Here is a 21,008-nt window from a genome sequence, read left to right as displayed (position 1 = left end):
TGAGGGCTTCCAAGGTCCAGACGAAGCGGGACTTCCGCGTCCGGCCGCCGGCCGGTGACCATCGTCCCCTCCGGCCGGGCACGAGTCCTCTCTTCTGGACCGTCACGAGGGGCGCACGCTCGGCACATGGAGAATCGCAAACCTGCAGTCAGCATCGTTTTTGCTTCGGCTCAGGGGTCGACCCGGGAGATCGCCGAGTACATCGGCAACGATCTCGCCGCCCGGGGTGCGACCGTCGAGGTCGCCGACGCCGAGCATGCACCGGACCTGTCGCGTTTCGACGCCGTGGTCATCGGCAGCGCGGTGCACGATATGGCCCTGCTGCCCACCGTCGCGGAGTACGTGGCATCCCACCGCAACGAGCTCAGCGCTCGACCGGTCTGGCTCTTCAGTGTCGGCATCGGACCGGCGCTGCGCGGACCGATCGGACATCGGATCGGCCGCATGGTGCCGAAACGCATTGCTGCCGTGCGTGACTCGATCAGTCCGCGCGGATACCAGGCTTTCGCGGGGCACTACGAGCGCGTCGGCGTGTCCCTCGGCGCACGCGTCCTCTACCGCCTACTCGGCGGCGGTCGCTACGGCGACCTGCGGGATTGGACCGCCATCAGCACCTTTTCGGATTCCATCGCGCAGGGTCTGAATCTGCACGCACCGCACATCATTCCGATTCATCCCTGACGGCCACACGGACACAGGATTCGACCTCGTCGATCCCACACTGACCATGGCGGGGTTGCGTCACCGCTCGGCGGACAGCCGAGTTGGCGACATCATGCGGACCGACAATCACGCAGTCGACTGGCGGACCGGGCGGGGTCGCCGTCGGAGGCGGCAATGCCTGCGCAGCGTGGTCGATGCGGCGAGTGCCGTTCGCTTCCAGCCTGCGCGGCGACTCGAAACCGGAAATCGCCGGCGTGGGGGATCAAATTCCGGAGGCCGGTATCGATCGGCTCCTTCGATTCAATCGGTCACTGTGCGGGTTTGATTGCCGGGGCTGCAGAGGCGAACATGTTGCCCGGGTTCGGTTTCGAAGAACCAGTCCTCGGCGGCACGGCGGGCCGTTACTCGCCCTCACAACCCGTTCTTGATGCAGGTGAACTGCATGACATCGAGGTGGCCGTGACGGAAGTAGTCGGCGAACCCGGTCATATGGCTGATGTAGGCGTTGTAGGTGTCGCGCCCGGCGAGTTCGATCGCCCGGTCGCGGTGCTCGTGCAGCGCGGTGGCCCAGTTCTGCAGTGTGGTGGCGTAGTGCGGTCCCAGTTTCCCGACTCCGGTGATGGTGAATCCGGCATCTTCGGCGTACTCGGTGACCCCCTTGGGGTTGCGGCCGGTCGGTGGCGGAACTCGGTCGAAGGGCAGGATAGTCCCGGGCGCGGACACGAAATCGGTACTCGCGAAACGCGTCTGGCGGGCATCGGAGGGGTCGCGGCCCGGTGCGACGACGGACTACGCGTCGGCCACGGTGTACTGGGCGCTGGCGGCCGAATCTGTGGGCGGGTTGCGGGAGAGCAAGTCGGCCACGGCCGGCATCGTGCCCGGCATTGCTCGGTGAATGAGAAACGGCCACAGTCGAAGTCGGCGTGCTGCCACGTCGCCGCGGCGTGCGGGTTGCACGACCTCCGGCACACCTTCGCGGTAATGCGGCTGGTGGCAGCCATCCCGGCGTGGTCAGTGCGATTGGCGAGCCGAGTCGGCCGGTTGCAGCGGGTGTACCACGTCGTCCAGCGCGAGGCGGGGGCTGGGCGGGACCGGGTCTGCGCTGGTTGCCGCCCAGCCCATCCGGATGATCACTTGCGGGTGGCCGAAGCCGCCGAGGATGTTCGTGCGGATTTGTTCCCGGATGGCCGGCAGTTCCAGAGGTTCGGTGAGAGCGCAGGTGGCCAGGCCGCGGACGGTCGCGGTCAGCAGGGCGGCGCTGGTGGATTCGCCGGCGCGCAGCCACGCCAGGGGATCGTCGGACCCGGTGCTGAGCAACAGCATTCGCGAGAATTCGTCGGTGTCGCGGACCACCGCTTCGGGGAGCCGAGGGTCGGAGAACGGACGGACCGTCGGGTCCGTGGGGACGACCGCGTTGCGGGCGGGGACACCGGATGCGTCGGCATGGTGGCCGCTCCAGGCATGCAATTCCGCGATGTAGTCCGGGTCTTGGGCGTGGCTCGCCGATGCTTGTTCGAAGGCCTGCGCCAGTGCCCCACGCGCCTCCAGGGCGTCGACGTCGCGAATTTCCACCCCCACGACACGAGCGGCGTCGATGACCTTGTCCGCGTGCACGGCGGGCACCTCCCAGGAGGTGAAATGCCGCCGGTCGCTGCGACGTCGAGCGATGGCCTGCGCCAACTGCACCGTCGTGGGATCGGTGGCCCCGGACCGAAATTCGATCGCGGCCAGATGTCGCGGATCCGCGCGATTCGGGAGCCGATGCACGATCGTCTCCCACCCGACCGCGCCGATCGCCACTCGCAGGTGATGCAGAGCCGCGCCGCAGCTGAGCACCAGTTCGCGGCGGTCGGGGTCGGTGTGCTTCAGCCAGCGGGTGTCGTCGGCGTACAGATGCAGGGTGCTCTCCCCGATACGCCACTGCCAGGGTTGCGTGTTGTGCACAGACGGGGCGCGCACGGCCAGGGCCAGTGCCGCGCGGATGGTGTCGGTATCGGGATGCGTACTCGACATCGCCATTCCTTCCTCGGGATTCGCAGCTTCGTACTGTTCAGCATGTCGCGATGGGTGGCCGTTGGTGACGGCCGAAAGTCACCGATACCGAGGGCTGACGCCATGCCTTGGGTTGGCGTAGTCGGCGCGTCGGGTGCTCCGGAGAGTCGCAGCACGGCGGCACGGACGGTGTGCCGGAACCGACCCCGTTATCAGCAATCCAATGTCTCGGATGTCGTTGTGGGACCAACGGCTCTCCCGACCGGCGACAACCGGATCTCCCGGTGGCGGCCGGTGGCTGTGAGGCTGGAAGTACCTGCCTCGAGGAGGTTTCGATGGGCTTCGAGGATCGCGCCGAGGCGGGCCGTCCGTCGGCTCGCGCTGCCGCCCCGGATCCGCGGCCACAACCAGGGCCGGTCGCGGATCCGCCGCTGCTGGGCGGTCGCGACTACCTGGTCATGGATCTGAATCGCCAGGCGGCCATGGCAATGTGAGACCGTGCTGGCCGAGGTGCCCGGCGCGACCCATCTGTTCGAGGAACCCGGCACCTTGCGTAAGGCCGCCGAGCTCGCGCGGCACTGGTTCGTCACCCGGTTGCCCACTACGACAGCCGAGCCGGAGGGGGCGGCGTGAGCCCCGGAGGCCGGGTATAGGTTCGGATGAGCACGGGTGCGCTACCGGCCTATTCCTGGTCGCGTGGTTCATCATGCGGGCGGCCAGGTCCTGCGCGGGGACTTCCGGCCCTACCCCGGGATCGCACGGCCTTACCACGATAGAGATTCGAGACAACACCAGTTTCCGGCCGACGGGTAAGGAGGTCGCTCGATGCGAGCACAACCAGGCGACTGGCTGATCGTCGAAGGACGCGCGGTCGGGGGCGTGGTCCGTCGCGGTCTCATCGAAGAGGTGCACGGTACGGACGGCGCACCGCCGTACCTCGTGCACTGGACCGACACCGGGCATCGGGCCTTGACCTTTCCAGGCCCCGACGCGTATGTGCGGACCAGCGCGGAACTGCGCGCCCAGGAGGAGATCGCAGCGGCACGGTACTCGTCGATGCAGCATGTACCCGCTCCTCACTCCGATGCGGACAGCCGGGGCTGACCGATCTCGCCACTGCCTTTCCGACCTGGGCACTCCGGCGCCATACCGAGGACCTTCGACGCTGTTCGCGCCGCGCCGCGCCGACCAGACTGGAATCGAACGACGCGCAGAACGGAGGCTTCCGTGACCATCGGCGACACCGTGACCATCGACCGCGACGGGCTGGACCGGCTCGTCGTGGTGTTACAGGAGAACGGATATCGGGTCATCGGCCCGACGATGCGCGACAACGCGATCATCCTCGACGAACTCGACACGCCGGCCGCACTGCCCGCCGGGTGGGGCGTGCACACCGAGCCGGGCCGGTATCGCGTGTATCGCCGCACCGACCAGGCGGTCTTCGCGCATTCGGCCGGGCCGGGATCGTGGAAGCAGTTCCTGCATCCACCGCACCGCCTGATCGCACGCCTGGACGCCGACCTGAATCTCGTAGCGGCCGGAGACGGTCCGACGCCGACACCGGCGACCGAGCCGCCGTCGCAGCCACCGCAACCGGATCGCCCCGCCGCATTCCTCGGTGTGCGCGGCTGCGATATGGCCGCCATCCGCATTCTGGCGCGGGTGCTCGGTGGAGATGCGTACCCGGACTCGGCTTTCGCGGCCCGCTGCGCCGGTCTGTTCATCGTCGGCGTGAACTGCACCGAGCCGGGCGGGGTGTGTTTCTGCGCGTCGATGGGCACCGGGCCGGGCGTCTCGGCCGGATACGATCTCGCGCTCACCGAACGCATCGACGAGAGCGGGCATCGGTTCCTGGTCGAGGTGGGCAGTGCGGCGGGCGAGCGCATACTCGCCGAGCTCCGCTCACACCCGGCGACCCAGGCCGAGATCGCGGACGCCCGCGCCGAGGTGGCGGCCGCAGCGGGTCGCATGGGCCGCAGCATGCCGGATGCGGACCTGCGCGCGGTGATTCGCGAATCCCGCGAATCACCGCAGTGGGAGGACGTCGCGAGCCGCTGCCTGACCTGCGGCAACTGCACCATGGTGTGCCCCACCTGCTTCTGCACCACTACCGAGGACGTCACCGATCTCACCGGCGACCATGCCGAACGCTGGGAGCGTTGGGCGTCGTGCTTCGAATTGGATTTCTCCCATGTGCACGGCGGCAGCGTCCGGCAGTCGGGCGAGAGCCGGTATCGGCAGTGGCTCAGCCACAAACTCGGCACGTGGTACGACCAGTTCGGCAGCTCCGGCTGTGTGGGCTGCGGACGCTGCATCGCATGGTGCCCGGCCGGTATCGATCTGACCGCTGAGATGGGCCGGCTCGTCGAACTGCGCGAGGAGGCCGACGATGGTCACCGCTGAGGACCTGTCCGCGTTCGCCTCGCTGGCAGCACTCGACCGCGCGAAGCTGGAAACGCTGGCCCGAGCCGGGCATGCGGTGCACTATCCGGCCGGGCAGCGCCTGATCGTGGAAGGCCAACGGGCCGACCGCTGCTGGCTCATCAGCGAAGGACGGGTGGTGCTGGACGCCGGGGTGCCGGGGCGTGGCGATGTCGTGGTGCAGACACTCGGTCCGGGCGATCTCCTCGGCTGGTCGTGGCTGGTTCCGCCGTACCGATGGCATTTCGGCGCGATCACCGCCGAACCCGTGCGAGCGATCGAATTCGATTCGACTCGGCTGACCGAATTCGCCGGCGCCGACCCGAGTTTCGGCCATGCGCTGACGCTGCTGCTGTTCGAGGCGCTCCTCGAACGATTGCAGGCCACCCGCGCCCGGTTGCTGGATCTCTACCGCAATCCCACCGAAACCTGTACCGCCACACCGATACGCCTGGGCACGTCAGGTGACGGCCGATGATCGCCGAGGCCCGCGCCGGCGCGTCCGCGGACACCATGCTCCCGTATCGGGTGGCACGCCGTATCCTGCAGACCAGCGATACCGCAACCCTGGTTCTCGCCCCGGTCGACGCTGCCGCGCAACGGTTCCGGGCCGGGCAGTTCATGATGCTCTACCGTTTCGGCGTGGGTGAGGTCGCCATCTCGGTCAGTGGAAATCCCTGTGTCGCAGTCGATTTCCTGGAGCACACCATCCGCTCGGTCGGGGCGGTGAGCGCGGCCCTGCATGACGCTCCGGTCGGCGCGATGATCGGAGTGCGCGGACCGTTCGGGACCGGTTGGGATCTCGGCTCCGCCGCCGGGCGCGATCTGGTGATCGTCGGCGGCGGAGTCGGGCTGGCGCCGCTGCGGCCGGTCGTGCTGGAGGCGCTGGCGCGGCGCACCGAGTTTCGGAGGATCGTCCTGATCACCGGTGCTCGCACACCCGATGACATCCTCTTCCGGGACGACCAGCAGGTCTGGGCCGGCGACGGCCTGCTCGAACTGCATCAGACCGTCGACCATCCGGGTCCCGCCTGGACGGGACCGATCGGCTTCGTCACCGAACCGCTCGCGAAACTGGTCGTCGATCCGGGCAACACCACGGCATTCCTCTGCGGTCCCGAACCGATGATGCGGTTCTGCGCGAACGCCCTGCTGCGCAAGGGCGTCCCGCCCACCGATATCCGGGTCACCCTGGAACGCAATATGCAATGCGGTGTCGCCCGCTGTGGCCATTGCCAGCTCGGTCCGCTGCTGCTGTGCCGCGACGGCCCGGTCGTGGACTACGCGGTGGCCGAACCCCTGCTTTCGGTACGGGAGCTCTGATGACGACACCCACTCTCGCGGTCTGGAAGTTCACTTCCTGCGACGGCTGCCAGCTCACTCTGCTGGATTGCGAGGACGAACTGCTCGCGCTGGCGGGCCGGGTCCGCATCGCTCATTTCATCGAGGCGAGCAGCGCGGTCGAGCCCGGGCCCTATGACGTGTCGCTGGTCGAGGGTTCGGTCAGCACGCCCGACGAGCAGCGCCGCATCCTCGAGATCCGCGCGCAGTCACGGATTCTCGTGACGATCGGCGCCTGCGCCAGTCACGGCGGCATCCAGGCGCTGCGCAACTTCGCCGACATCACCGAATTCGCGTCGGTGGTATACGCCAGCCCGCAATATATTTCGACGCTGGACACCGCGACGCCGATCGCAGCGCATGTGCCGGTCGACTACGAGCTGCGCGGCTGCCCGATCGACCGCCGCCAACTGCTGGAAACCCTGTGCGCGCTGCTGGCCGGGCGCGAACCCGACCTGCCGAACACCAGCGTCTGCACCGAATGCAAGCGCCGCGGCAATACCTGTGTAATGGTCGCCGACGGCATTCCCTGTCTCGGCCCGGTCACCCAGGCGGGATGCGGCGCCCTGTGCCCGTCCTATCATCGCGGCTGCTACGGCTGCTTCGGCCCGATGGAACGGCCCAATATCGGTGCGCTGCTGCCGATCCTGCGGATCAACGGCATGGATACCGTCGATATCGACCGAGTGTTCAGCACGGTCGCGGTGGCCGCGCCGGACTTCGCCGAGAGGAACCGGGATGAGCCATCGCAGTAGGCAATTGCGGGTCAGCTCGCTGGCGCGTGTGGAGGGCGAGGGCGCGCTGCGGGTTGTCGTCGAGGACGGCCGGGTGGAGCGGGCAGAGCTCAATATCTACGAACCGCCGCGCTTCTTCGAGGCCTTCCTGCGCGGCCGGGCGTACACCGAGCCACCCGATATCACCGCCCGGATCTGCGGCATCTGCCCGGTGGCTTATCAGACCAGCGCCTGCAACGCGCTCGAACAGGTATGCGGCGTCACACTGGATCCGCCGCTGACCGCGCTGCGCCGGCTGCTCTACTGCGGCGAGTGGATCTCGAGTCATACCCTGCACATTCACCTGCTGCACCTGCCCGACTTCCTCGGCTACCCGGACGCCATCGCCCTGGCCGCCGACCATCGCGAACTGGTCGAGCACGGGCTGGCCGTCAAGAAGGCGGGCAATACGCTGCTCGAACTGCTCGGTGGCCGTGCCATCCACCCGGTCAATGTCCGGGTCGGCGGTTTCTACTCGGTGCCCGGGCGCGCCGATCTGGCGCCGGTCGCCGAACAGCTGCGCCGGGCCCAGGACTACGCGATCGAAACCGCCAGCCGGGTGGCACAATTCGAATTCCCGGATCTGGAGCTCGACCACGATCTCCTCGCGGCCACCGCGCCGGACCGCTACGCCATCGAGGACGGCACCGTGTCGACCAGCACCGGACTCGACTTCCCCGCAAGTGAATTCGGCGAGCATGTGGTCGAGGAACAGGTTCCGCATTCCACCGCGCTCCACGCGCGATTGGACGGGCGAAGCTATCTGACCGGTCCCCTGGCCCGATACAGCCTCAACTCCCGGCGTCTCTCCCCAGTCGCCCGCGAGGTAGCCGCCGCGGCCGGGCTCGGCCCGCAGTGCCGTAATCCGTTCCGCAGCATCGTTGTTCGCGCCGTCGAGGTGGTGTACGCCATCGATGAAGCGCTACGCCTCATTGCCGGCTACGAGCCGCCCGCGCACCCCGCGGCGCCCTGCGCGCCACGGCCGGGCGTCGGCCACGGCATCAGCGAGGCCCCACGCGGATTGCTCTATCACCGTTACGAAATCGACGACGCGGGTTCCATCCGGGCGGCCACCATCATTCCGCCGACCTCCCAGAACCAGGCTGCCATCGAGGACGATCTTCGCCAGGTGGTGTCCGAGCATCTCGACCTGGACGATGCGGCGCTGACCACCCTGTGCGAACGCACCATCCGCAACTACGATCCGTGCATCTCATGCTCGGCCCACTTCCTCGAGCTCGACGTGGTGCGCCGATGAGCGGTCCACGAGCCGTCGTCATCGGCGTCGGCAACGAGTACCGGCACGACGACGGCATCGGCCCCGCCGTGGCCACGGAACTCGAAAGGCTGGGCCTGCCCGGCGTTCTCGTGGCACTGAGCGACGGCGAGCCGACGGGTCTGCTGGATCTCTGGGCCGACGCGGAGCTGGCGATCGTGGTCGATGCCGTCCTCTGTGAACCTTCCACCCCGGGCCGGGTCTGGCGCACCACCGTCGATGCCCTGCGCGGCCTCACCCACGCCGCCAGCTCCCACGCCATGGGCATTCCCGACGCCCTCCCCCTGGGCCGCGCCCTCGGCCGCGTCCCCGCCGAACTTGTCGTCATCGCCGTCGAAGCTCTCCGCCTCGACCTCGGCGTCGGCCTCTCCACCCCGGTCGCCGCCGCACTCCCCGACGTCATCGCCACCGTCCGGACCGAACTCGCCCGCCTCGGCATCCCAACGGATGGTCGCATCCCAACGGGTGAATGAACGCACAGCCGGGTCGACTGCAATCGGGCCGATAGTCGTCACAGTCAGCGAACCAGCGGTCGGTCGGTGAGGCCCGTCAAACCGTGTATCCGCCGTCGACGTCCAGTGTTTGGCCGGAGATGAAGTCCGCTCGGTCCGATGCGAGGAATGCGACGGCTTCCGCGATGTCGTCCGCGTTCCCGAAGCGGCGCAGCGGGATATTGCGGCGGGCGACCTCGAGCGCGGTTCGATCGAGATCTCCGGAATTGATCAGGCGTTCGGCCATGCCGTCGGTCAGCATACCCGGACCGACGCAGTTGACGCGAATGCCATAGCGACCCTCTTCGGCCGCCAGGCCTCGGGCGACGGCTTCCACGGCACCCTTGGTCCCGGCGGAAAGGCCATCCCGGACCGGATAGCGTCGGGTTGCCGCGGTGGTCACCGCGACAACTGTGCCTTGCGACCGGCGCAGTAGCGGCAGGGTGGCGTGCATCAGGTTGAAGAACGCCGCGGCGTCGGCAGTCAACTGCTCCCGGTACTGCTCCGGCGACACGCTGCTCAGATGAACCATCGGGACGTGGGGCCCGGCGGCGTAGACCACGGTGTGCAGACCGCCGAATCGCTGTTCGAACTGCCCGACGACATCCGCGACCGCACTCGGATCGGTGAGATCCAGCGCCCAGGCGCGGCATGAGCGTCCGACCCGCTCGACGTCCTTCGTCAGCAGTTCGGCCGCGTCTCGATTCGCGCGATAGGTGAGTCCGATATCGCTGCCCCGCTGCGCCAGCAGGCGGACCACCGCGGCACCTATCCCTCCAGTGCCACCGACGACCAGTGCGGCACCATCACGTCCCCGGAAGTCATCGCTCACTACTTCTCCCTCTACCAAGCAATTGCTTGGTCAATCGTAGCCTGCGTTCGAGACCAACACCGCCCTCCCCGGCAGCCCTACCGTCAGGGCAGCATAACCAGGGCTGCGGCCCCAATCGCGAAGCTCATTCCGATGCGGGTCCATCGCGGACGAGCGTTCCTGATGTCGGACATTCTCGGTGTGCTCAGGGCTAGCACAATGACCGCTTCGGCATCCAAACGGATCGCTTGCGCCTTCAGGCGAGCGAACGGGGGCCTCCCGAACTTCGGGTCATAGATCACCGTGTCGGCGAAGTCGTAGCCCAGACGTGTTGCGAGCTTGCGGATTTGGCTCTGGTCCCACAGCTGCGCCACCCCGGACACGTCAGTCCGAAGGTAGCCCAAACACGTTGGCTTGTAACGCATGTCTGACCTTTCCAGCGATAACTCGCACTCGCCGACACCCTCGTTGAACTCGAGAAATTCCAGGTAGAACCCCGAACAGTCCTCGGACTCGTCCCCGATGGCCTGAAGTTCCAGCACACCCCCGGCGCTGATGCACCGAGGTAGCAGGTCTTCAGGTCGTCGGCATGGACATCGCCCGCACCCAGGACGGCACCATCATCGAGCTGTACACCATCGTCACCGAAATCCACACGCCGGCCTGATCGGGTCGGAGTGCTACGCCGGTTTCCGGAACACCAGATGATGGGTCACCCGTCGTGCAGAGCCGATACCAGCGTGACCGCTAGAGTTCGGGAATGCCGGAAAAGATTCTCCGTAACACGTTCACCGTCCCTGCTCCGATGGAAGCGGCCTACGAGCATCTGACCCGGCCCGAGAACTACATCGGCTTGTCGCCGCTCGTCGTGGCGGTCGAGGATGTCCAGGAGGGCTCGTACGTTGCCGTCGAACGGTTCCGGCTCCTCGGGCTGAAATACGACAACCGCATCCGGGTATCACTCGAGGGGACACCCGGTAAGGCGGTATGGGGTGAGGTCAAGAGCCCCGGCGGCGTTCGCATGGCCTACCGCTTCGAGTTCGCCGACGGCCCGGAAGGCACGCGCATCGAGGACGAACTCCGGCTGCGCACCCCGCTCGGACTGATGGCCTTCGCCTCCGGCCAGGCCCGCAAGGTCCAACTGGCCCGGGCCACGATCCTGGCGGAGCGCCTCGGCCGGTCCTGATCAGGTCCCGGATGCGCTGGCACTCATCGAATTTCGGTCGAACGCCAGCCGCTCGTTGGTCACCCTGATCTGGCGCACGGTCGTGGTAGCGAGCGCGGCAGCCTGCGCGGGTGACAGCCGCCCGCACAGGTGATTCCAGTGCACCGCGAGGATGTCGCCGACCTCGACGTCCGGCACGGCGGCGTACCCGTCGTGCCAGACGTCCAGGCTCCGGTCCTCGGGCCGGGACAGGCCCAGACTGTGGCCATTCCAGCTCAACCGGCGGGAGCGGACCAGAACCTGCGAGTCGCTCCGATCGATCACTCGCGCCCAGGTGATCCGGCAGTCGTCGAGAATCCGCAGGGCCGGGCCTTCACCCGCCGCATCGAGCAGCCGGGACCAGGGGTAGACGCCGAGCACGTGGAAGCTGTGGTTGGGCGCGGCCTCCACGGCCAGGCGGGCACTCAGGTGCGCCCAATACTGTCCGGCGACCGGCCCGATGCGCGCGAGCAGGGCCGCGCCGAACTCGGCCGGATCCAGCGCGGCGCCGACTCCGCCACCGAGCCAATAGGATTCGACGAGCCGGGCGTCGAGGGGATCCTCGATCCCGGTGAGCGCGGACATCACGCACAGATACGGCCACGCTCCGGAGAACAGCGGTGCGGTCGCCCGCACCGCCGCGCTCGACCCGCCACGCAGCCCGGCGGAGTCGGGCGGCCCGCAGTAGCCGAGCGCGTTCGGCGCGTAGGCGTAGCGCGCGAACATCTCGGTCCCGTCGACGTGGACCGGGTCCATGGGCGAATTCCCTTCCGCCTCAGCAGATTCTGGGTAACTGTTCACCAGCCGGCAGATCCACCACCCGGGTACCGCCGAGGGCGGTCCTGGCCACCACCATGCCCGGATGCTCGGACACACAGACGCCGATCGCGGCGGCCCGTGTCCCGAGCGGATGGGCGTGCATGGCGGCCAGCACCCGATCCGCGTCCTCGGCCGCGACGAAGGCGACCAGCTTGCCCTCATTGGCCACGTACATCGGGTCGAGACCGAGCAGTCCGCAGGCGTCGCGGATCTCGGCCGGGATGGGAATGTTGTTCTCCTCCAGTGCCACACCGACTTTCGCGGTATGGGCGATCTCGTTGAGCGATGCGGCCAGACCGCCGCGCGTGGGGTCGCGCAGCACGTGCACGTCGGCGCCGGTGGCGAGCATGGCAGCCACCAGGCCGTGCAGTGGTGCGGTATCGCTGCACACCGTGGTACCGAACTCCAGTCCCTCGCGACAGCTCAGCACCGCGACGCCGTGCAGGCCGATATCGCCGCTGACTATCACCACGTCCCCGACACTCGCGCGCTGAGGACGGATGTCCACGCCCTCGTCGATCACGCCGATACCCGTGGTGTTGATGTACACCCGGTCGCCGTGCCCGGCGTCGACCACCTTGGTGTCGCCGGTGACCAGGGTGACGCCCGCGCCGAGCGCGGCGGTACCCATCGCCCCGGCGATCTGCGCGATCTCGGCCAGCGGGGTGCCCTCTTCGAGGATGAACGCCGTCGACAGCGCCAGCGGTCGCGCACCGGCCATGGCCAGGTCGTTGACCGTGCCGTTGACAGCGAGCTCGCCGATCGATCCGCCCGGGAACACCATCGGTTTGACCACGAACGAGTCGGTGCTGAAGGCGAGCCTGGACTCCCCGACGGTGAGCACCGCCGAGTCCCCCATCCCGGCCTCGGCGGCCGCGCCGAAGGCGGGCAGGAACAGATGCTCGACCAGTTCCCCCGACATCGCGCCGCCACCACCATGCCCCATGACGATGGTGGGTGAATCCCGTAATGGCATGGGACACACCCAGTTCGCCAGGTCGACGGGCGCCGAGATCTCCTCACGCATGTGCCACCTCCGCGGGCAGGTCCAGGCGCCGGTACAGGTAGTAGGCGGCGCACGCGCCCTCGGAGGAGACCATCGTGGCTCCGAGGGGGTTGCGTGGCGTGCACTGCTTGCCGAACGCCGCGCACTCGTGCGGCTTGATCAGCCCTTGCAGCACTTCACCGGAACGGCAGATCGAGGACTCGGCGGTGTGCAGGTCGCCGACGGCGAACCGCTGTTCGGCGTCGAACTCGCGATACCGGTCCGAGAGCCGCCATCCACTGCGCGGTATCACGCCGATCCCGCGCCAGGCTCGGTCGGTGACCTCGAAGACGTCTTCGAGCATCGCCTTCGCGACCGGGTTGCCCGCCTCGGCGACGGCTCGCGGGTAGGCGTTCTCCACCTCGTGGCGTCCGGATTCGAGCTGGATGACGGTGCGCCGGATGCCTTCGAGGATGTCGAGCGGCTCGAACCCGGTGACCACGATCGGCACCCGGTAGTTCTCGGCGAGCGGCGGGTATTCGCGGGTACCCATCACCGTGCAGACATGCCCGGCGGCCAGGAACGCCTGCACCCGGCACGACGGTGACTCCATGATCGCGGCGATGGCGGGCGGCACCAGCACGTGCGAGACGAGCAGCGAGAAGTTCCGTATGCCAAGCCGTTTCGCCTGATAGACGGTCATCGCGTTGGCGGGCGCGGTGGTCTCGAAGCCGATGCCGAAGAACACCACCTGCCGATCGGGGTTGGCCTGCGCCAGCTCGAGCGCGTCGAGCGGCGAGTACACCACCCGGACATCCCCGCCTTCGCTCTTGACCCGGAACAGGTCCTTGGAGCTGCCCGGTACCCGCAGCATGTCGCCGAACGAGCAGAAGATCACGCCGGGCTGCGCGGCGATGTCGAGAGCCTTGTCGATCATGCCGAGCGGGGTCACGCACACCGGGCAGCCGGGCCCGTGGATCATTTCGATCGTCTCGGGCAGCAGTTGGTCGATGCCGTGGCGGATGATCGAATGCGTCTGCCCGCCACACACTTCCATGATCGCCCAGCGGCGCGTTGCGCCTTCCCGGATGCGCTCGAGGAGAACCCCGGCGAGCTGCGGGTTGCTGAATTCATCGAGGTACTTCACGACCCCACCTCCGGTTCATCCGACTCCTGTCCTGTCGACTCCTGCGCTGCTTCGGGATTCGCCAGGCCCGCCTGCGCGGCCGCGATCTCGAATCCGTTCCCGAACTCCTCCTTCAGAACACCCAGATGCTCGAACTCGGCGAGTGTCCGCAGGGCGGATTCCTCGTCGAGGCGCTGAATGGCGAAACCGACGTGGACCACGACGTAGTCGCCGACCGCGGCGTCGGGGATGTATTGCAGGCATACGTCCTTCTGCACGCCGCCGAAGTCCACGATCGACATCAGGGTGCCATTGCGTTCTTGCAGGCTGAGAACCCTTCCCGGGACTGCCAGGCACATTTGCTGCTCCCTTCGCTCAACCCGCCTCGGCGGCGAGTAGTTGCCCGAATGCCAGGCCGCCGTCGTTGGGCGGCAACCGATGAGCGGTCAAGACTCGAAAACCGTTGTCCACCAGCAGTTCACGCGCGGCCGACAGCAGCAGCGCGTTCTGGAACACGCCGCCGGTCAGGACGACCGGGGTGGCCGGGGTGGCGTAGTCGGCCGCGAGGCCGAGGACCAGCCGCGCGACCGCGTCGTGGAAACGCGCCGCGATGATCCCCACCGGGACGCCCGCCCGCACATCGCCGATCACGGCGCCGATCACCGGGGCGGCGTCGAACACCGACGGACCGTCCCCGTCTCCGGCCCGATCCGGCCTCGCGAACCGGTAATTCCCGGACTCCGGGTCCACCCCGCGCGCATGCCATTCCAGTTCGATCGCGGCCTGCGCTTCGTAATCGACCTCGAACCGGACCCCGGCCAGTGCCGCGACGGCGTCGAACAGCCGGCCCATACTCGACGTCGGCGCGCAGCCCAATCCGGTGTCCAACTGGTGGGCGAGCACAGCCCGCTCGGCGGGCGGGCACGCAGCCACCGCGGGAAGATCCTCGGCCCATGCGATTCCGGCGGCCCGCAGGTGCGCCAGCGCCATGCGGTAGGGGCGGCGCACGCTCACGTCGCCACCGGCCAGCGGTACGTAGCGCAGGTGCGCCAGCCGCCGGTAGCCCTTGTATCCGGCCGCCAGCACCTCGCCGCCCCAGATCGCGCCGTCGGGCCCGAACCCGGTGCCGTCGAAGGCGATTCCGAGGACGGCGGCCGCCGGATCGAGTCCGTGTTCACCCATGACCGCCGCGATGTGCGCGTGATGGTGCTGCACGGTGCGCACCGGCCGCTCGCCCGCCTGTTCCCGGGCCCATGCGGTCGAGCGGTAGCGCGGATGAGCGTCGGCGGCCAGGACGACCGGTCGCACGCCGGTCAGTTCCTCGAGATGGTGTTCGGCGTCGGTGAAGGCGCGCAGCGTCGCCAGATCGTCCATATCGCCGATGTGCTGGCTGAGCCAGGCATAGCGCCCGTCGCCGACGGCACAGGTGTTCTTGAGATCCGCACCCACCGCGAGCGTGGGCTGGACCGGCAGCGGCAGGGCCAGGGGCAGCGGGGCGAAGCCGCGGGAACGACGCAACGGCAGTTCCATGCCGTCGACCACCCGCAGTACCGAATCGTCGCAGGGCACCAGGATGGGACGGTCGTGCGCGAGCCAGGCGTCCGCCAGACCCGCCAGCCGGGTCCGGGCGTCGGTGTCGTCGTAGCAGATGGGTTCACCGCCGAGGTTCGCCGAGGTCATCACGAGCACCCGGGGGCCGGGCGGGTCGCCGGGCAGGCCGAAGAGCAGCAGATGCAGCGGCGTGTAGGCGAGCATCACACCGAGGTCGGGGTTGCGCGGGGCGACCGACGGCGCGATGGCGAATTCCGGAGCGCGCCCGCCGGTTTCGGTACCAGCGGCGCGGCTCGCGCGTGGCAGCAGCACGATGGGCCGGGCGGGCCCGGTCAGCAGTCGGGCGGCCGTCTCGTCGATCTCGGTGATATGCCGCGCCGTATCCAGATCCGCCGTCATGACGGCGAACGGCTTGTCCCCGCGGCGTTTCCGCCGGCGCAGCTCGGCCACTGCCGTCTCGTTCCCGGCGTCGCAGGCCAGGTGATACCCGCCGATGCCCTTGACGGCGAGAATTCCGCCGTCGCGCAACAGCTCTCGCGCGGCGGCGACCGGTTCACCGGCGCCCGGGCCGGTGTAGGACAACCGGGGACCACAGTCGGGGCAGGCGATGGGCTGTGCGTGGAAGCGCCGGTCGGCGGGATCGGCGTACTCGCCGGCGCACCGCGCGCACATCGGGAAGCCGGCCATGCTGGTGCGATCGCGGTCGTAGGGCAGGCTCGCGATGATGGTGAACCGGGGACCGCAGTTGGTGCAGTTCACGAAGGGGTGCCGGTAGCGCCGGTTGCCCGGATCGCACAGATCGGCGACACACTCGGCGCAGATCGCCACATCGGGTGAGGCCAGTGTGCGCCCGGTCCCGTCCCGGCTGGTCGCGGCGATATGGAAGCCGGTGCCGCCGCGCACCGGAATCTCGAGGCACTCGACGGATTCGACGACCGCCAGCGGCGGCGCATCCAACCGCATCCGCCGCACGAACTCCGCCAGATCTGCTGTCGCGCCCTCGATTTCGATGATCACGCCGCAGCTGTCGTTGGACACCGATCCGGCCAGCGAGAGTTCGGCGGCGGTGGTGTACACGAACGGCCGGAAGCCGACGCCCTGAACCACGCCGCGCACCACCACGCGGCGGCGGCCGCGCCCGGCGCTCATGGCGCATCTCCCTGGCGCAGCAGCCGCAGCCCGTCCAGGGCCGCGGCCGCACCGGCCGCATCGGTCTTCTCCACCGCCAGACCCATGTGAATGATCACCCAGTCACCGGGCCGGACCGGATCCTGGTCCAGCAGGCCGACATTCACCTTCCGCTGCTCACCGGAAACGTCGACGAGCGCGATCTGGTCATGATAGCCGTCGAGAATCTCCACGACCAGGCCAGGAATTCCGAGGCACACGGCTCATACCTCCTGCCGGGCGAGTAGTTCGGCCAGCACGTCGCGGACCGCCGCGACCGCAGCGGGCACGGCGGCGGCGACCACGTCGGTCAGTCCCATACGCTCGTCGACCGAGCACACCTGGCAGCCCACCACGACCGTCGGCGGCACCGCGCCGCCGAGTGCGCGAACGGTCTCGAAGACGGCCTCCGGGTGCATGGCGTGCCCATCGAATCCGGCAGCACCGCCGCCGGATTCGGCACGGAAGACCTCCACGCGTCCCGGTTCGCCGCGATCGGGGATCGCGTCCACCAGCACCAGCGCGTCCCATCCGTCGAGCAGGTCGTAGGCCAGGTGCAGGCCCCGGATGCCGTAGTCGGTGACGCGCACGCCGGCGTCGTGGTCCGGCGGCAGCCGCCGGACCACCTCGGATCCGAATCCGTCGTCGCCGAGGAACATATTGCCGATCCCGGCGACCAGTACCCGTGTCGTGCGATCACCCGCTCACATGTGCCGTATCCGGAAGTACCTGCGGATATCGGGGATGGACACAAGGCCCACAACGAGCGCGAACAACGCGGCCAGGGCGACGATCACTATCGCGACCACTCCTACCGTTGCCATCTCCGGCCCTTCCTTTCACTCGGGCGAGCCGTCCAGCGGCTCGATCTCATCGGGGGCGAAATACAGGTAGCGCCCGTACCATTCGTGCAATTCGGCCGCGGGGTCGTCCTCGGCGACCACGCCGACGTGCACCCCGCCGTCCACGTCCTCGTGCACCGTGACCACCCTGGCGGTGCGGCCGGCGTAGAACAGGTCCTGCGCGTCGGCGCGGCGCCCGGGATGCAGCCGCACCCGGCTGCCCTTGCGCACCAGCACCCCGGCCACCGCCACCGCGTCGGTGTCGGGCGCAACGGCACTGTCGGCCAACGGATCCCACCAGTCGACACCGTCGGCCAGCGTGGGCAGCACCCGTGGGGACGGGTCCTCCCGCAGCACTCCGTGCAGGGATTCCTGTCGCTCGGCGTCGAGGCGCTCGCAGCGATCGATGATCTCGGCGGCGAGCGGATCGGTGGCGCGCGCCTCACGCTTCTCCTCGTCGGTCATGGTCAGCACGCGCAGCGCCAGGATCTCGTCGATCTCGGTGGAGTCGAACAGCGGGCCCTGGCTCTGCGGGGCGATCTCGGGATGGTCGTAGAGGATGATCGGGGAGACCAGCAGCAGCTCGTCCTGGCCGGGCGGGCCCGCCAGCACCGGGAAACAGCGGTGGTGGCAATAGCTTTCGACGACATCCTCGGCGTCGGGGGGCGGATCGGTGAGCGAATGGAACCGCCCGCCGTCGAGCTCGACGATCAGGTGCGCGCCCAGCAGCGAGCGGGCCAGCGCGTCATCGGGGTCGGTGGCGGGCGCGCCGGTGTTGCGCAGGACGATGCTCACTCGGCGGTATCCGCCAGCGTCGTCCACCGACAGTTCGAGCTCGCCGCGCAGCGGTTCCCGGGTGCGCAGCAATGTGCCGACCACGCCGCCGGTGTCGTCAGTGATCGCCGCACTCTCCTCGGCGCCGGGGACCGTGAACGGAAAAACGCCGTGCGCCAACGGTATCGGGCCGATGTCGTGCTCGCACTCGACGGCCTCGTCCCAGCTCAGCCACGACCGACCGGCCGCATGGAGTTCCGCGACGGCGGTGCCGTCCGGGCTCCGGACCGTGCGCCGCTGCCGGTGCAGGAACCGCACCGCGACGCTGATCCGCGCCGGCTCGCCGGCCGTGACCGGGAACTGCGTCGCGAGCTCGGAATCCTCGCCCAGCCCGTCGGCGGCCGCCCGCTCGGGTCCGAGCACGCCGAACTGCCAGCGGCACACGTTCTTCCGGGCGCTCGCCCGGTACGGGTACAGCAGATACCCCTCGTAGAGCACCGCGTCGGCCACCGCGCGCGCCGCCGCCCGGGCCGCGACATCGGCGCTCATCACGCACCCCCCGCGGCGAGCAACTCGCGCACCGCCTGGTCGTAGCCGAGCAGGCCGCGACCGGATTTGAAGGCGGACAGCTCATCCAGTGTCTCGCGCGACAACCGCACCCAGCCCGTGTCCGGGAAGTGCGCGGCCATCAGATCCCGCCACACCGACACCGGCATGTTGAACCGGTCGTCGCGGTCCCACGGCACCTGCTGCACCGCGAAACCGGTTTCGCCCCTGATGAACACGGTGCCACTGAACAGGAACGACAGCGGTACCGTGCCGTCGCGCAGCGCGTGCAGGTACTTCGAGCCCGCGACCTCGAGGTCGTAGGTGCACAGCATCGGCAGATCCACCTCGGTGCCACCGCTGGCGAAGCCGGGAACCATTGTCGCGCAATGCATCCACAGGAAGGAGCGTTGGGTGTCCGACCAGCGCTCCCGGGGACCGAACAGATCGGTCAGGCCCGCGGCCTCCTCGTCGGTGTAGGAGCGGCGGTTCGGGTCGATACGCACCTGTGCGCGCAGGGCGATGGCGTGCACGGGCTCCTCGGACAGCGCCGCGATGCCGATCCGCGCCGACAGGGTCGGCGTCACGGCATACGGTTCGGGCCGGATGCCCAGGACCGCGAAGGTGATCGAGTAGGCCGGGCTCACGGCGTGCCTCCCACCACGCGGGCCCGCGCGGTCATGGCGGCGAGGAATTCCTCGATGTAGCGGCGGGCTTCCTGCCCGCCGTCGAATCCGCGCCACAGCAACCGCATGCGCCCGACGAATTCGTAGCAGGCGTCGATCGGCAGCAGCAGGCAGGTCGGGGTGCCGCCGCGCTCGGGCAGGTGGATCAGTACCGCCTCGACATCGTCGTCGGCCTGTGCGAGCTCGGGATGCCGGTCCAGGATCGCGCTCCACTGGTCCATCGGCAGTTCGGATTCGGTGGCACCGGCCGGACCGGGATAGAACGCCACCGTCCGGCCGAGCGTGGAGTTGCGGAAGAAGAAGGCCAGGCCGACCGGAATTTGGAGGGTATCCCACTCCCCCGGGCCGATGCTGACCCCGGGGAAGGCGAGGCAGCGATCCGGGACCGCGCGATACCGCAGGTTCGCGGTGCGGTCGGTGAACAGCAGATAGCAGGCCCGGCAGACGCACATGAGTTGTCTGCCTTCGATATTCACGACATGGCTGTGCGTGTCGGCGATGGCTTCACCGCACATCTCACACCGCTCCCCGGCCGGCGCCGGGGCGGGCCGGGACGTCGCAAGCCTGCGCAGCACGCCGAAGGCGGGATTCATCCGGCCGCCTCCATCGGTACCGCCACCTGCGGTGTGCCCGAACGGATCAGGACCGGCAGCGGTTCCAGATGACCGTCGCCGTCCAGGCGCGCGCCCGCGTGTACGACGTCGAAATGGGCCCGGCAGACCGGGCAGCGCAGCACGGCCGCACCGGCCCCGAACCCGGCCCGGCGATGCAGCGCCGCTCCCGCCATCGAATTCCCGCACGACGGACAGTGATCGCGGTAGACGAACAGCTCGTCGCCGACCCGGCAGGCCACCACGGCCGCGCCGGCCAGCGCGAAGCCACCCACCTCACCCGCGCCGAGCTGTGCCAGCTCGGGCACCCCGATCCAGGTTCCGCCGTGCTCACCGTCGGCGTGAACGCGGGCCAGCAGCGACTCCGCCGGGATCACCCCGGCATTCGAATCCGGTTCGGACGCAACCACTTCGATGGTCTCGATCTCCGGCGCGGCGGCACGCACCGCGTCCTCCACCGCCAGCTCCAGGGTCACCCCGGAGGACGGGCAACTGCGGCAGCTGCCGGTGAAGGCCAGCCGCAGCACGCCGTCGGTCACCGCCACCACCGCCACGTCGCCACCGTGCGAGCCCAGGTACGGGCGCACGTCGTCCAACGCCGCACGCACGCGGGTCAGCGTGTCGTGCGGGTGCAGTCCGTGTACCAGCAGCAGGCTGGCGATCAGGTCGTCGGCCACCAGCCGTTCGACGGTCTCGGGATCGAGCAGCCGGATGGTCCGCTCGAGTCCCGCACCGTACAGGCCGACGATCTCACCGACCAGTTCCTCGGCGCGCTCCCGCGCCACGGGCCCGGCGGCGGAAATGGCACCCAGCAGGGTGTCGATCCGCTCGCCGGCCTCGCGCCAGCGATCGGTGTCCGCGGCCTGAGCGCGGTGGTCCTCGGATCGGTCGTTCACCGCGCTCGCCTCCCGGTACCGGCTCGACCG

At 68.9% G+C, this 21,008-nt stretch carries 26 protein-coding genes; 11 read left to right on the top strand and 15 right to left on the bottom strand.

Features of this window, described 5'->3' with window-relative positions:
* The first annotated feature begins 126 nt into the window (after positions 1-126).
* Positions 127-681, top strand: coding sequence for a flavodoxin domain-containing protein (locus tag AB0L60_RS25910; protein WP_364618429.1), 555 nt, complete (start codon positions 127-129; stop codon positions 679-681).
* Between the two features lie 393 nt (positions 682-1,074).
* Here AB0L60_RS25910 and AB0L60_RS25905 read toward each other — a convergent pair whose 3' ends face one another.
* Together AB0L60_RS25905 and AB0L60_RS25900 are read right to left on the bottom strand one after the other, a co-directional pair.
* Entirely contained in the window at positions 1,075-1,386 is a 312-nt protein-coding gene (locus tag AB0L60_RS25905) for a class I SAM-dependent methyltransferase (RefSeq protein ID WP_364618426.1), read from the bottom strand.
* 288 nt (positions 1,387-1,674) lie between these two features.
* Positions 1,675-2,676, bottom strand: coding sequence for an NAD(P)H nitroreductase (locus AB0L60_RS25900; RefSeq protein ID WP_364618423.1), 1,002 nt, complete (start codon positions 2,674-2,676; stop codon positions 1,675-1,677).
* Between the two features lie 314 nt (positions 2,677-2,990).
* Between AB0L60_RS25900 and AB0L60_RS25895 the strand changes: the two genes are divergently transcribed.
* From AB0L60_RS25895 to AB0L60_RS25855, 9 genes are all read left to right on the top strand, one after another.
* On the top strand, positions 2,991-3,149 hold the full coding sequence (locus tag AB0L60_RS25895; RefSeq protein ID WP_364618420.1) for a hypothetical protein: 159 nt from the start codon (positions 2,991-2,993) through the stop codon (positions 3,147-3,149).
* A gap of 4 nt (positions 3,150-3,153) precedes the next feature.
* A complete protein-coding gene (locus AB0L60_RS25890; protein WP_364618417.1) occupies positions 3,154-3,288 on the top strand; it encodes a hypothetical protein in 135 nt (44 codons plus the stop codon).
* Between the two features lie 192 nt (positions 3,289-3,480).
* Positions 3,481-3,759 (top strand): DUF1918 domain-containing protein, encoded by a 279-nt coding sequence (locus tag AB0L60_RS25885; RefSeq protein ID WP_364618414.1) that lies wholly within the window; start codon positions 3,481-3,483, stop codon positions 3,757-3,759.
* A 123-nt stretch (positions 3,760-3,882) separates the two neighbouring features.
* Entirely contained in the window at positions 3,883-5,061 is a 1,179-nt protein-coding gene (locus tag AB0L60_RS25880) for a 4Fe-4S dicluster domain-containing protein (protein WP_364618412.1), read from the top strand.
* Complete coding sequence (locus tag AB0L60_RS25875; RefSeq protein ID WP_364618410.1) at positions 5,048-5,557, top strand: cyclic nucleotide-binding domain-containing protein; 510 nt, start codon at positions 5,048-5,050, stop codon at positions 5,555-5,557. Before AB0L60_RS25880 ends, AB0L60_RS25875 begins: the two co-directional genes overlap by 14 nt.
* Positions 5,554-6,402, top strand: coding sequence for an FAD/NAD(P)-binding protein (locus AB0L60_RS25870; RefSeq protein ID WP_364618407.1), 849 nt, complete (start codon positions 5,554-5,556; stop codon positions 6,400-6,402). Before AB0L60_RS25875 ends, AB0L60_RS25870 begins: the two co-directional genes overlap by 4 nt.
* Positions 6,402-7,175 (top strand): oxidoreductase, encoded by a 774-nt coding sequence (locus AB0L60_RS25865; protein WP_364618404.1) that lies wholly within the window; start codon positions 6,402-6,404, stop codon positions 7,173-7,175. Before AB0L60_RS25870 ends, AB0L60_RS25865 begins: the two co-directional genes overlap by 1 nt.
* A complete protein-coding gene (locus AB0L60_RS25860; protein WP_364618401.1) occupies positions 7,159-8,451 on the top strand; it encodes a nickel-dependent hydrogenase large subunit in 1,293 nt (430 codons plus the stop codon). The genes AB0L60_RS25865 and AB0L60_RS25860 overlap by 17 nt, the downstream gene beginning before the upstream one ends.
* Complete coding sequence (locus AB0L60_RS25855) at positions 8,448-8,942, top strand: hydrogenase maturation protease (protein WP_364618398.1); 495 nt, start codon at positions 8,448-8,450, stop codon at positions 8,940-8,942. The genes AB0L60_RS25860 and AB0L60_RS25855 overlap by 4 nt, the downstream gene beginning before the upstream one ends.
* Before the next feature lie 76 nt (positions 8,943-9,018).
* Here AB0L60_RS25855 and AB0L60_RS25850 read toward each other — a convergent pair whose 3' ends face one another.
* Positions 9,019-9,792 (bottom strand): SDR family oxidoreductase, encoded by a 774-nt coding sequence (locus AB0L60_RS25850; RefSeq protein WP_364618395.1) that lies wholly within the window; start codon positions 9,790-9,792, stop codon positions 9,019-9,021.
* 83 nt (positions 9,793-9,875) lie between these two features.
* Positions 9,876-10,313 carry a hypothetical protein gene (locus tag AB0L60_RS25845; protein WP_364618392.1) on the bottom strand — a complete coding sequence of 146 codons (438 nt, stop codon included), beginning with the start codon at positions 10,311-10,313 and terminating at the stop codon, positions 9,876-9,878.
* Between the two features lie 218 nt (positions 10,314-10,531).
* Here AB0L60_RS25845 and AB0L60_RS25840 point away from each other — a divergent pair, with 218 nt between their 5' ends.
* A complete protein-coding gene (locus AB0L60_RS25840; RefSeq protein WP_364618389.1) occupies positions 10,532-10,957 on the top strand; it encodes an SRPBCC family protein in 426 nt (141 codons plus the stop codon).
* On the opposite strand, the gene AB0L60_RS25835 is transcribed toward AB0L60_RS25840, so the two are convergent.
* From AB0L60_RS25835 to AB0L60_RS25785, 11 genes are all read right to left on the bottom strand, one after another.
* Positions 10,958-11,731 (bottom strand): DUF6390 family protein, encoded by a 774-nt coding sequence (locus AB0L60_RS25835; RefSeq protein WP_364618386.1) that lies wholly within the window; start codon positions 11,729-11,731, stop codon positions 10,958-10,960.
* A 19-nt stretch (positions 11,732-11,750) separates the two neighbouring features.
* Entirely contained in the window at positions 11,751-12,821 is a 1,071-nt protein-coding gene (hypE, locus tag AB0L60_RS25830) for a hydrogenase expression/formation protein HypE (protein WP_364618383.1), read from the bottom strand.
* Positions 12,814-13,926 carry a hydrogenase formation protein HypD gene (gene hypD, locus AB0L60_RS25825; RefSeq protein WP_364618380.1) on the bottom strand — a complete coding sequence of 371 codons (1,113 nt, stop codon included), beginning with the start codon at positions 13,924-13,926 and terminating at the stop codon, positions 12,814-12,816. Before hypD ends, hypE begins: the two co-directional genes overlap by 8 nt.
* Complete coding sequence (locus AB0L60_RS25820) at positions 13,923-14,264, bottom strand: HypC/HybG/HupF family hydrogenase formation chaperone (RefSeq protein WP_364618377.1); 342 nt, start codon at positions 14,262-14,264, stop codon at positions 13,923-13,925. The genes hypD and AB0L60_RS25820 overlap by 4 nt, the downstream gene beginning before the upstream one ends.
* 16 nt (positions 14,265-14,280) lie before the next feature.
* The gene (gene hypF / locus AB0L60_RS25815) at positions 14,281-16,605 is read right to left on the bottom strand and encodes a carbamoyltransferase HypF (protein WP_364618374.1); all 2,325 of its coding nucleotides are present in this window, start codon (positions 16,603-16,605) and stop codon (positions 14,281-14,283) included.
* Positions 16,602-16,844, bottom strand: coding sequence for a HypC/HybG/HupF family hydrogenase formation chaperone (locus tag AB0L60_RS25810; RefSeq protein WP_354844185.1), 243 nt, complete (start codon positions 16,842-16,844; stop codon positions 16,602-16,604). The genes hypF and AB0L60_RS25810 overlap by 4 nt, the downstream gene beginning before the upstream one ends.
* 3 nt (positions 16,845-16,847) lie before the next feature.
* A complete protein-coding gene (locus AB0L60_RS25805) occupies positions 16,848-17,303 on the bottom strand; it encodes a hydrogenase maturation protease (protein WP_364618657.1) in 456 nt (151 codons plus the stop codon).
* Between the two features lie 159 nt (positions 17,304-17,462).
* Positions 17,463-18,788, bottom strand: coding sequence for a hypothetical protein (locus AB0L60_RS25800; protein WP_364618370.1), 1,326 nt, complete (start codon positions 18,786-18,788; stop codon positions 17,463-17,465).
* Complete coding sequence (locus tag AB0L60_RS25795; RefSeq protein ID WP_364618367.1) at positions 18,788-19,432, bottom strand: DUF6084 family protein; 645 nt, start codon at positions 19,430-19,432, stop codon at positions 18,788-18,790. Before AB0L60_RS25795 ends, AB0L60_RS25800 begins: the two co-directional genes overlap by 1 nt.
* Entirely contained in the window at positions 19,429-20,064 is a 636-nt protein-coding gene (locus AB0L60_RS25790; protein ID WP_364618363.1) for a DUF5947 family protein, read from the bottom strand. The genes AB0L60_RS25795 and AB0L60_RS25790 overlap by 4 nt, the downstream gene beginning before the upstream one ends.
* A complete protein-coding gene (locus AB0L60_RS25785; RefSeq protein ID WP_364618361.1) occupies positions 20,061-20,978 on the bottom strand; it encodes a NifU family protein in 918 nt (305 codons plus the stop codon). The genes AB0L60_RS25790 and AB0L60_RS25785 overlap by 4 nt, the downstream gene beginning before the upstream one ends.
* Positions 20,979-21,008 lie beyond the last annotated feature (30 nt).

Source organism: Nocardia sp. NPDC051981 (assembly GCF_040680715.1).
GTDB lineage: Bacteria > Actinomycetota > Actinomycetes > Mycobacteriales > Mycobacteriaceae > Nocardia.
Note: the sequence above shows the minus strand (reverse complement) of the source record. Positions and strands in the feature narration are given on the sequence as shown.

Bases quoted from the DNA above. Each gene is read 5' to 3' on its own strand.
- AB0L60_RS25910 (WP_364618429.1), top strand. From the start codon at position 127: ATGGAGAATCGCAAACCTGCAGTCAGCATCGTTTTTGCTTCGGCTCAG.
- AB0L60_RS25900 (WP_364618423.1), bottom strand. From the start codon at position 2,676: ATGTCGAGTACGCATCCCGATACCGACACCATCCGCGCGGCACTGGCC.
- AB0L60_RS25895 (WP_364618420.1), top strand. From the start codon at position 2,991: ATGGGCTTCGAGGATCGCGCCGAGGCGGGCCGTCCGTCGGCTCGCGCT.
- AB0L60_RS25885 (WP_364618414.1), top strand. From the start codon at position 3,481: ATGCGAGCACAACCAGGCGACTGGCTGATCGTCGAAGGACGCGCGGTC.
- AB0L60_RS25875 (WP_364618410.1), top strand. From the start codon at position 5,048: ATGGTCACCGCTGAGGACCTGTCCGCGTTCGCCTCGCTGGCAGCACTC.
- AB0L60_RS25870 (WP_364618407.1), top strand. From the start codon at position 5,554: ATGATCGCCGAGGCCCGCGCCGGCGCGTCCGCGGACACCATGCTCCCG.
- AB0L60_RS25865 (WP_364618404.1), top strand. From the start codon at position 6,402: ATGACGACACCCACTCTCGCGGTCTGGAAGTTCACTTCCTGCGACGGC.
- AB0L60_RS25860 (WP_364618401.1), top strand. From the start codon at position 7,159: ATGAGCCATCGCAGTAGGCAATTGCGGGTCAGCTCGCTGGCGCGTGTG.
- AB0L60_RS25855 (WP_364618398.1), top strand. From the start codon at position 8,448: ATGAGCGGTCCACGAGCCGTCGTCATCGGCGTCGGCAACGAGTACCGG.
- AB0L60_RS25840 (WP_364618389.1), top strand. From the start codon at position 10,532: ATGCCGGAAAAGATTCTCCGTAACACGTTCACCGTCCCTGCTCCGATG.
- AB0L60_RS25835 (WP_364618386.1), bottom strand. From the start codon at position 11,731: ATGGACCCGGTCCACGTCGACGGGACCGAGATGTTCGCGCGCTACGCC.
- hypE (WP_364618383.1), bottom strand. From the start codon at position 12,821: ATGCGTGAGGAGATCTCGGCGCCCGTCGACCTGGCGAACTGGGTGTGT.
- AB0L60_RS25820 (WP_364618377.1), bottom strand. From the start codon at position 14,264: ATGTGCCTGGCAGTCCCGGGAAGGGTTCTCAGCCTGCAAGAACGCAAT.
- hypF (WP_364618374.1), bottom strand. From the start codon at position 16,605: ATGAGCGCCGGGCGCGGCCGCCGCCGCGTGGTGGTGCGCGGCGTGGTT.
- AB0L60_RS25800 (WP_364618370.1), bottom strand. From the start codon at position 18,788: ATGAGCGCCGATGTCGCGGCCCGGGCGGCGGCGCGCGCGGTGGCCGAC.
- AB0L60_RS25790 (WP_364618363.1), bottom strand. From the start codon at position 20,064: ATGAATCCCGCCTTCGGCGTGCTGCGCAGGCTTGCGACGTCCCGGCCC.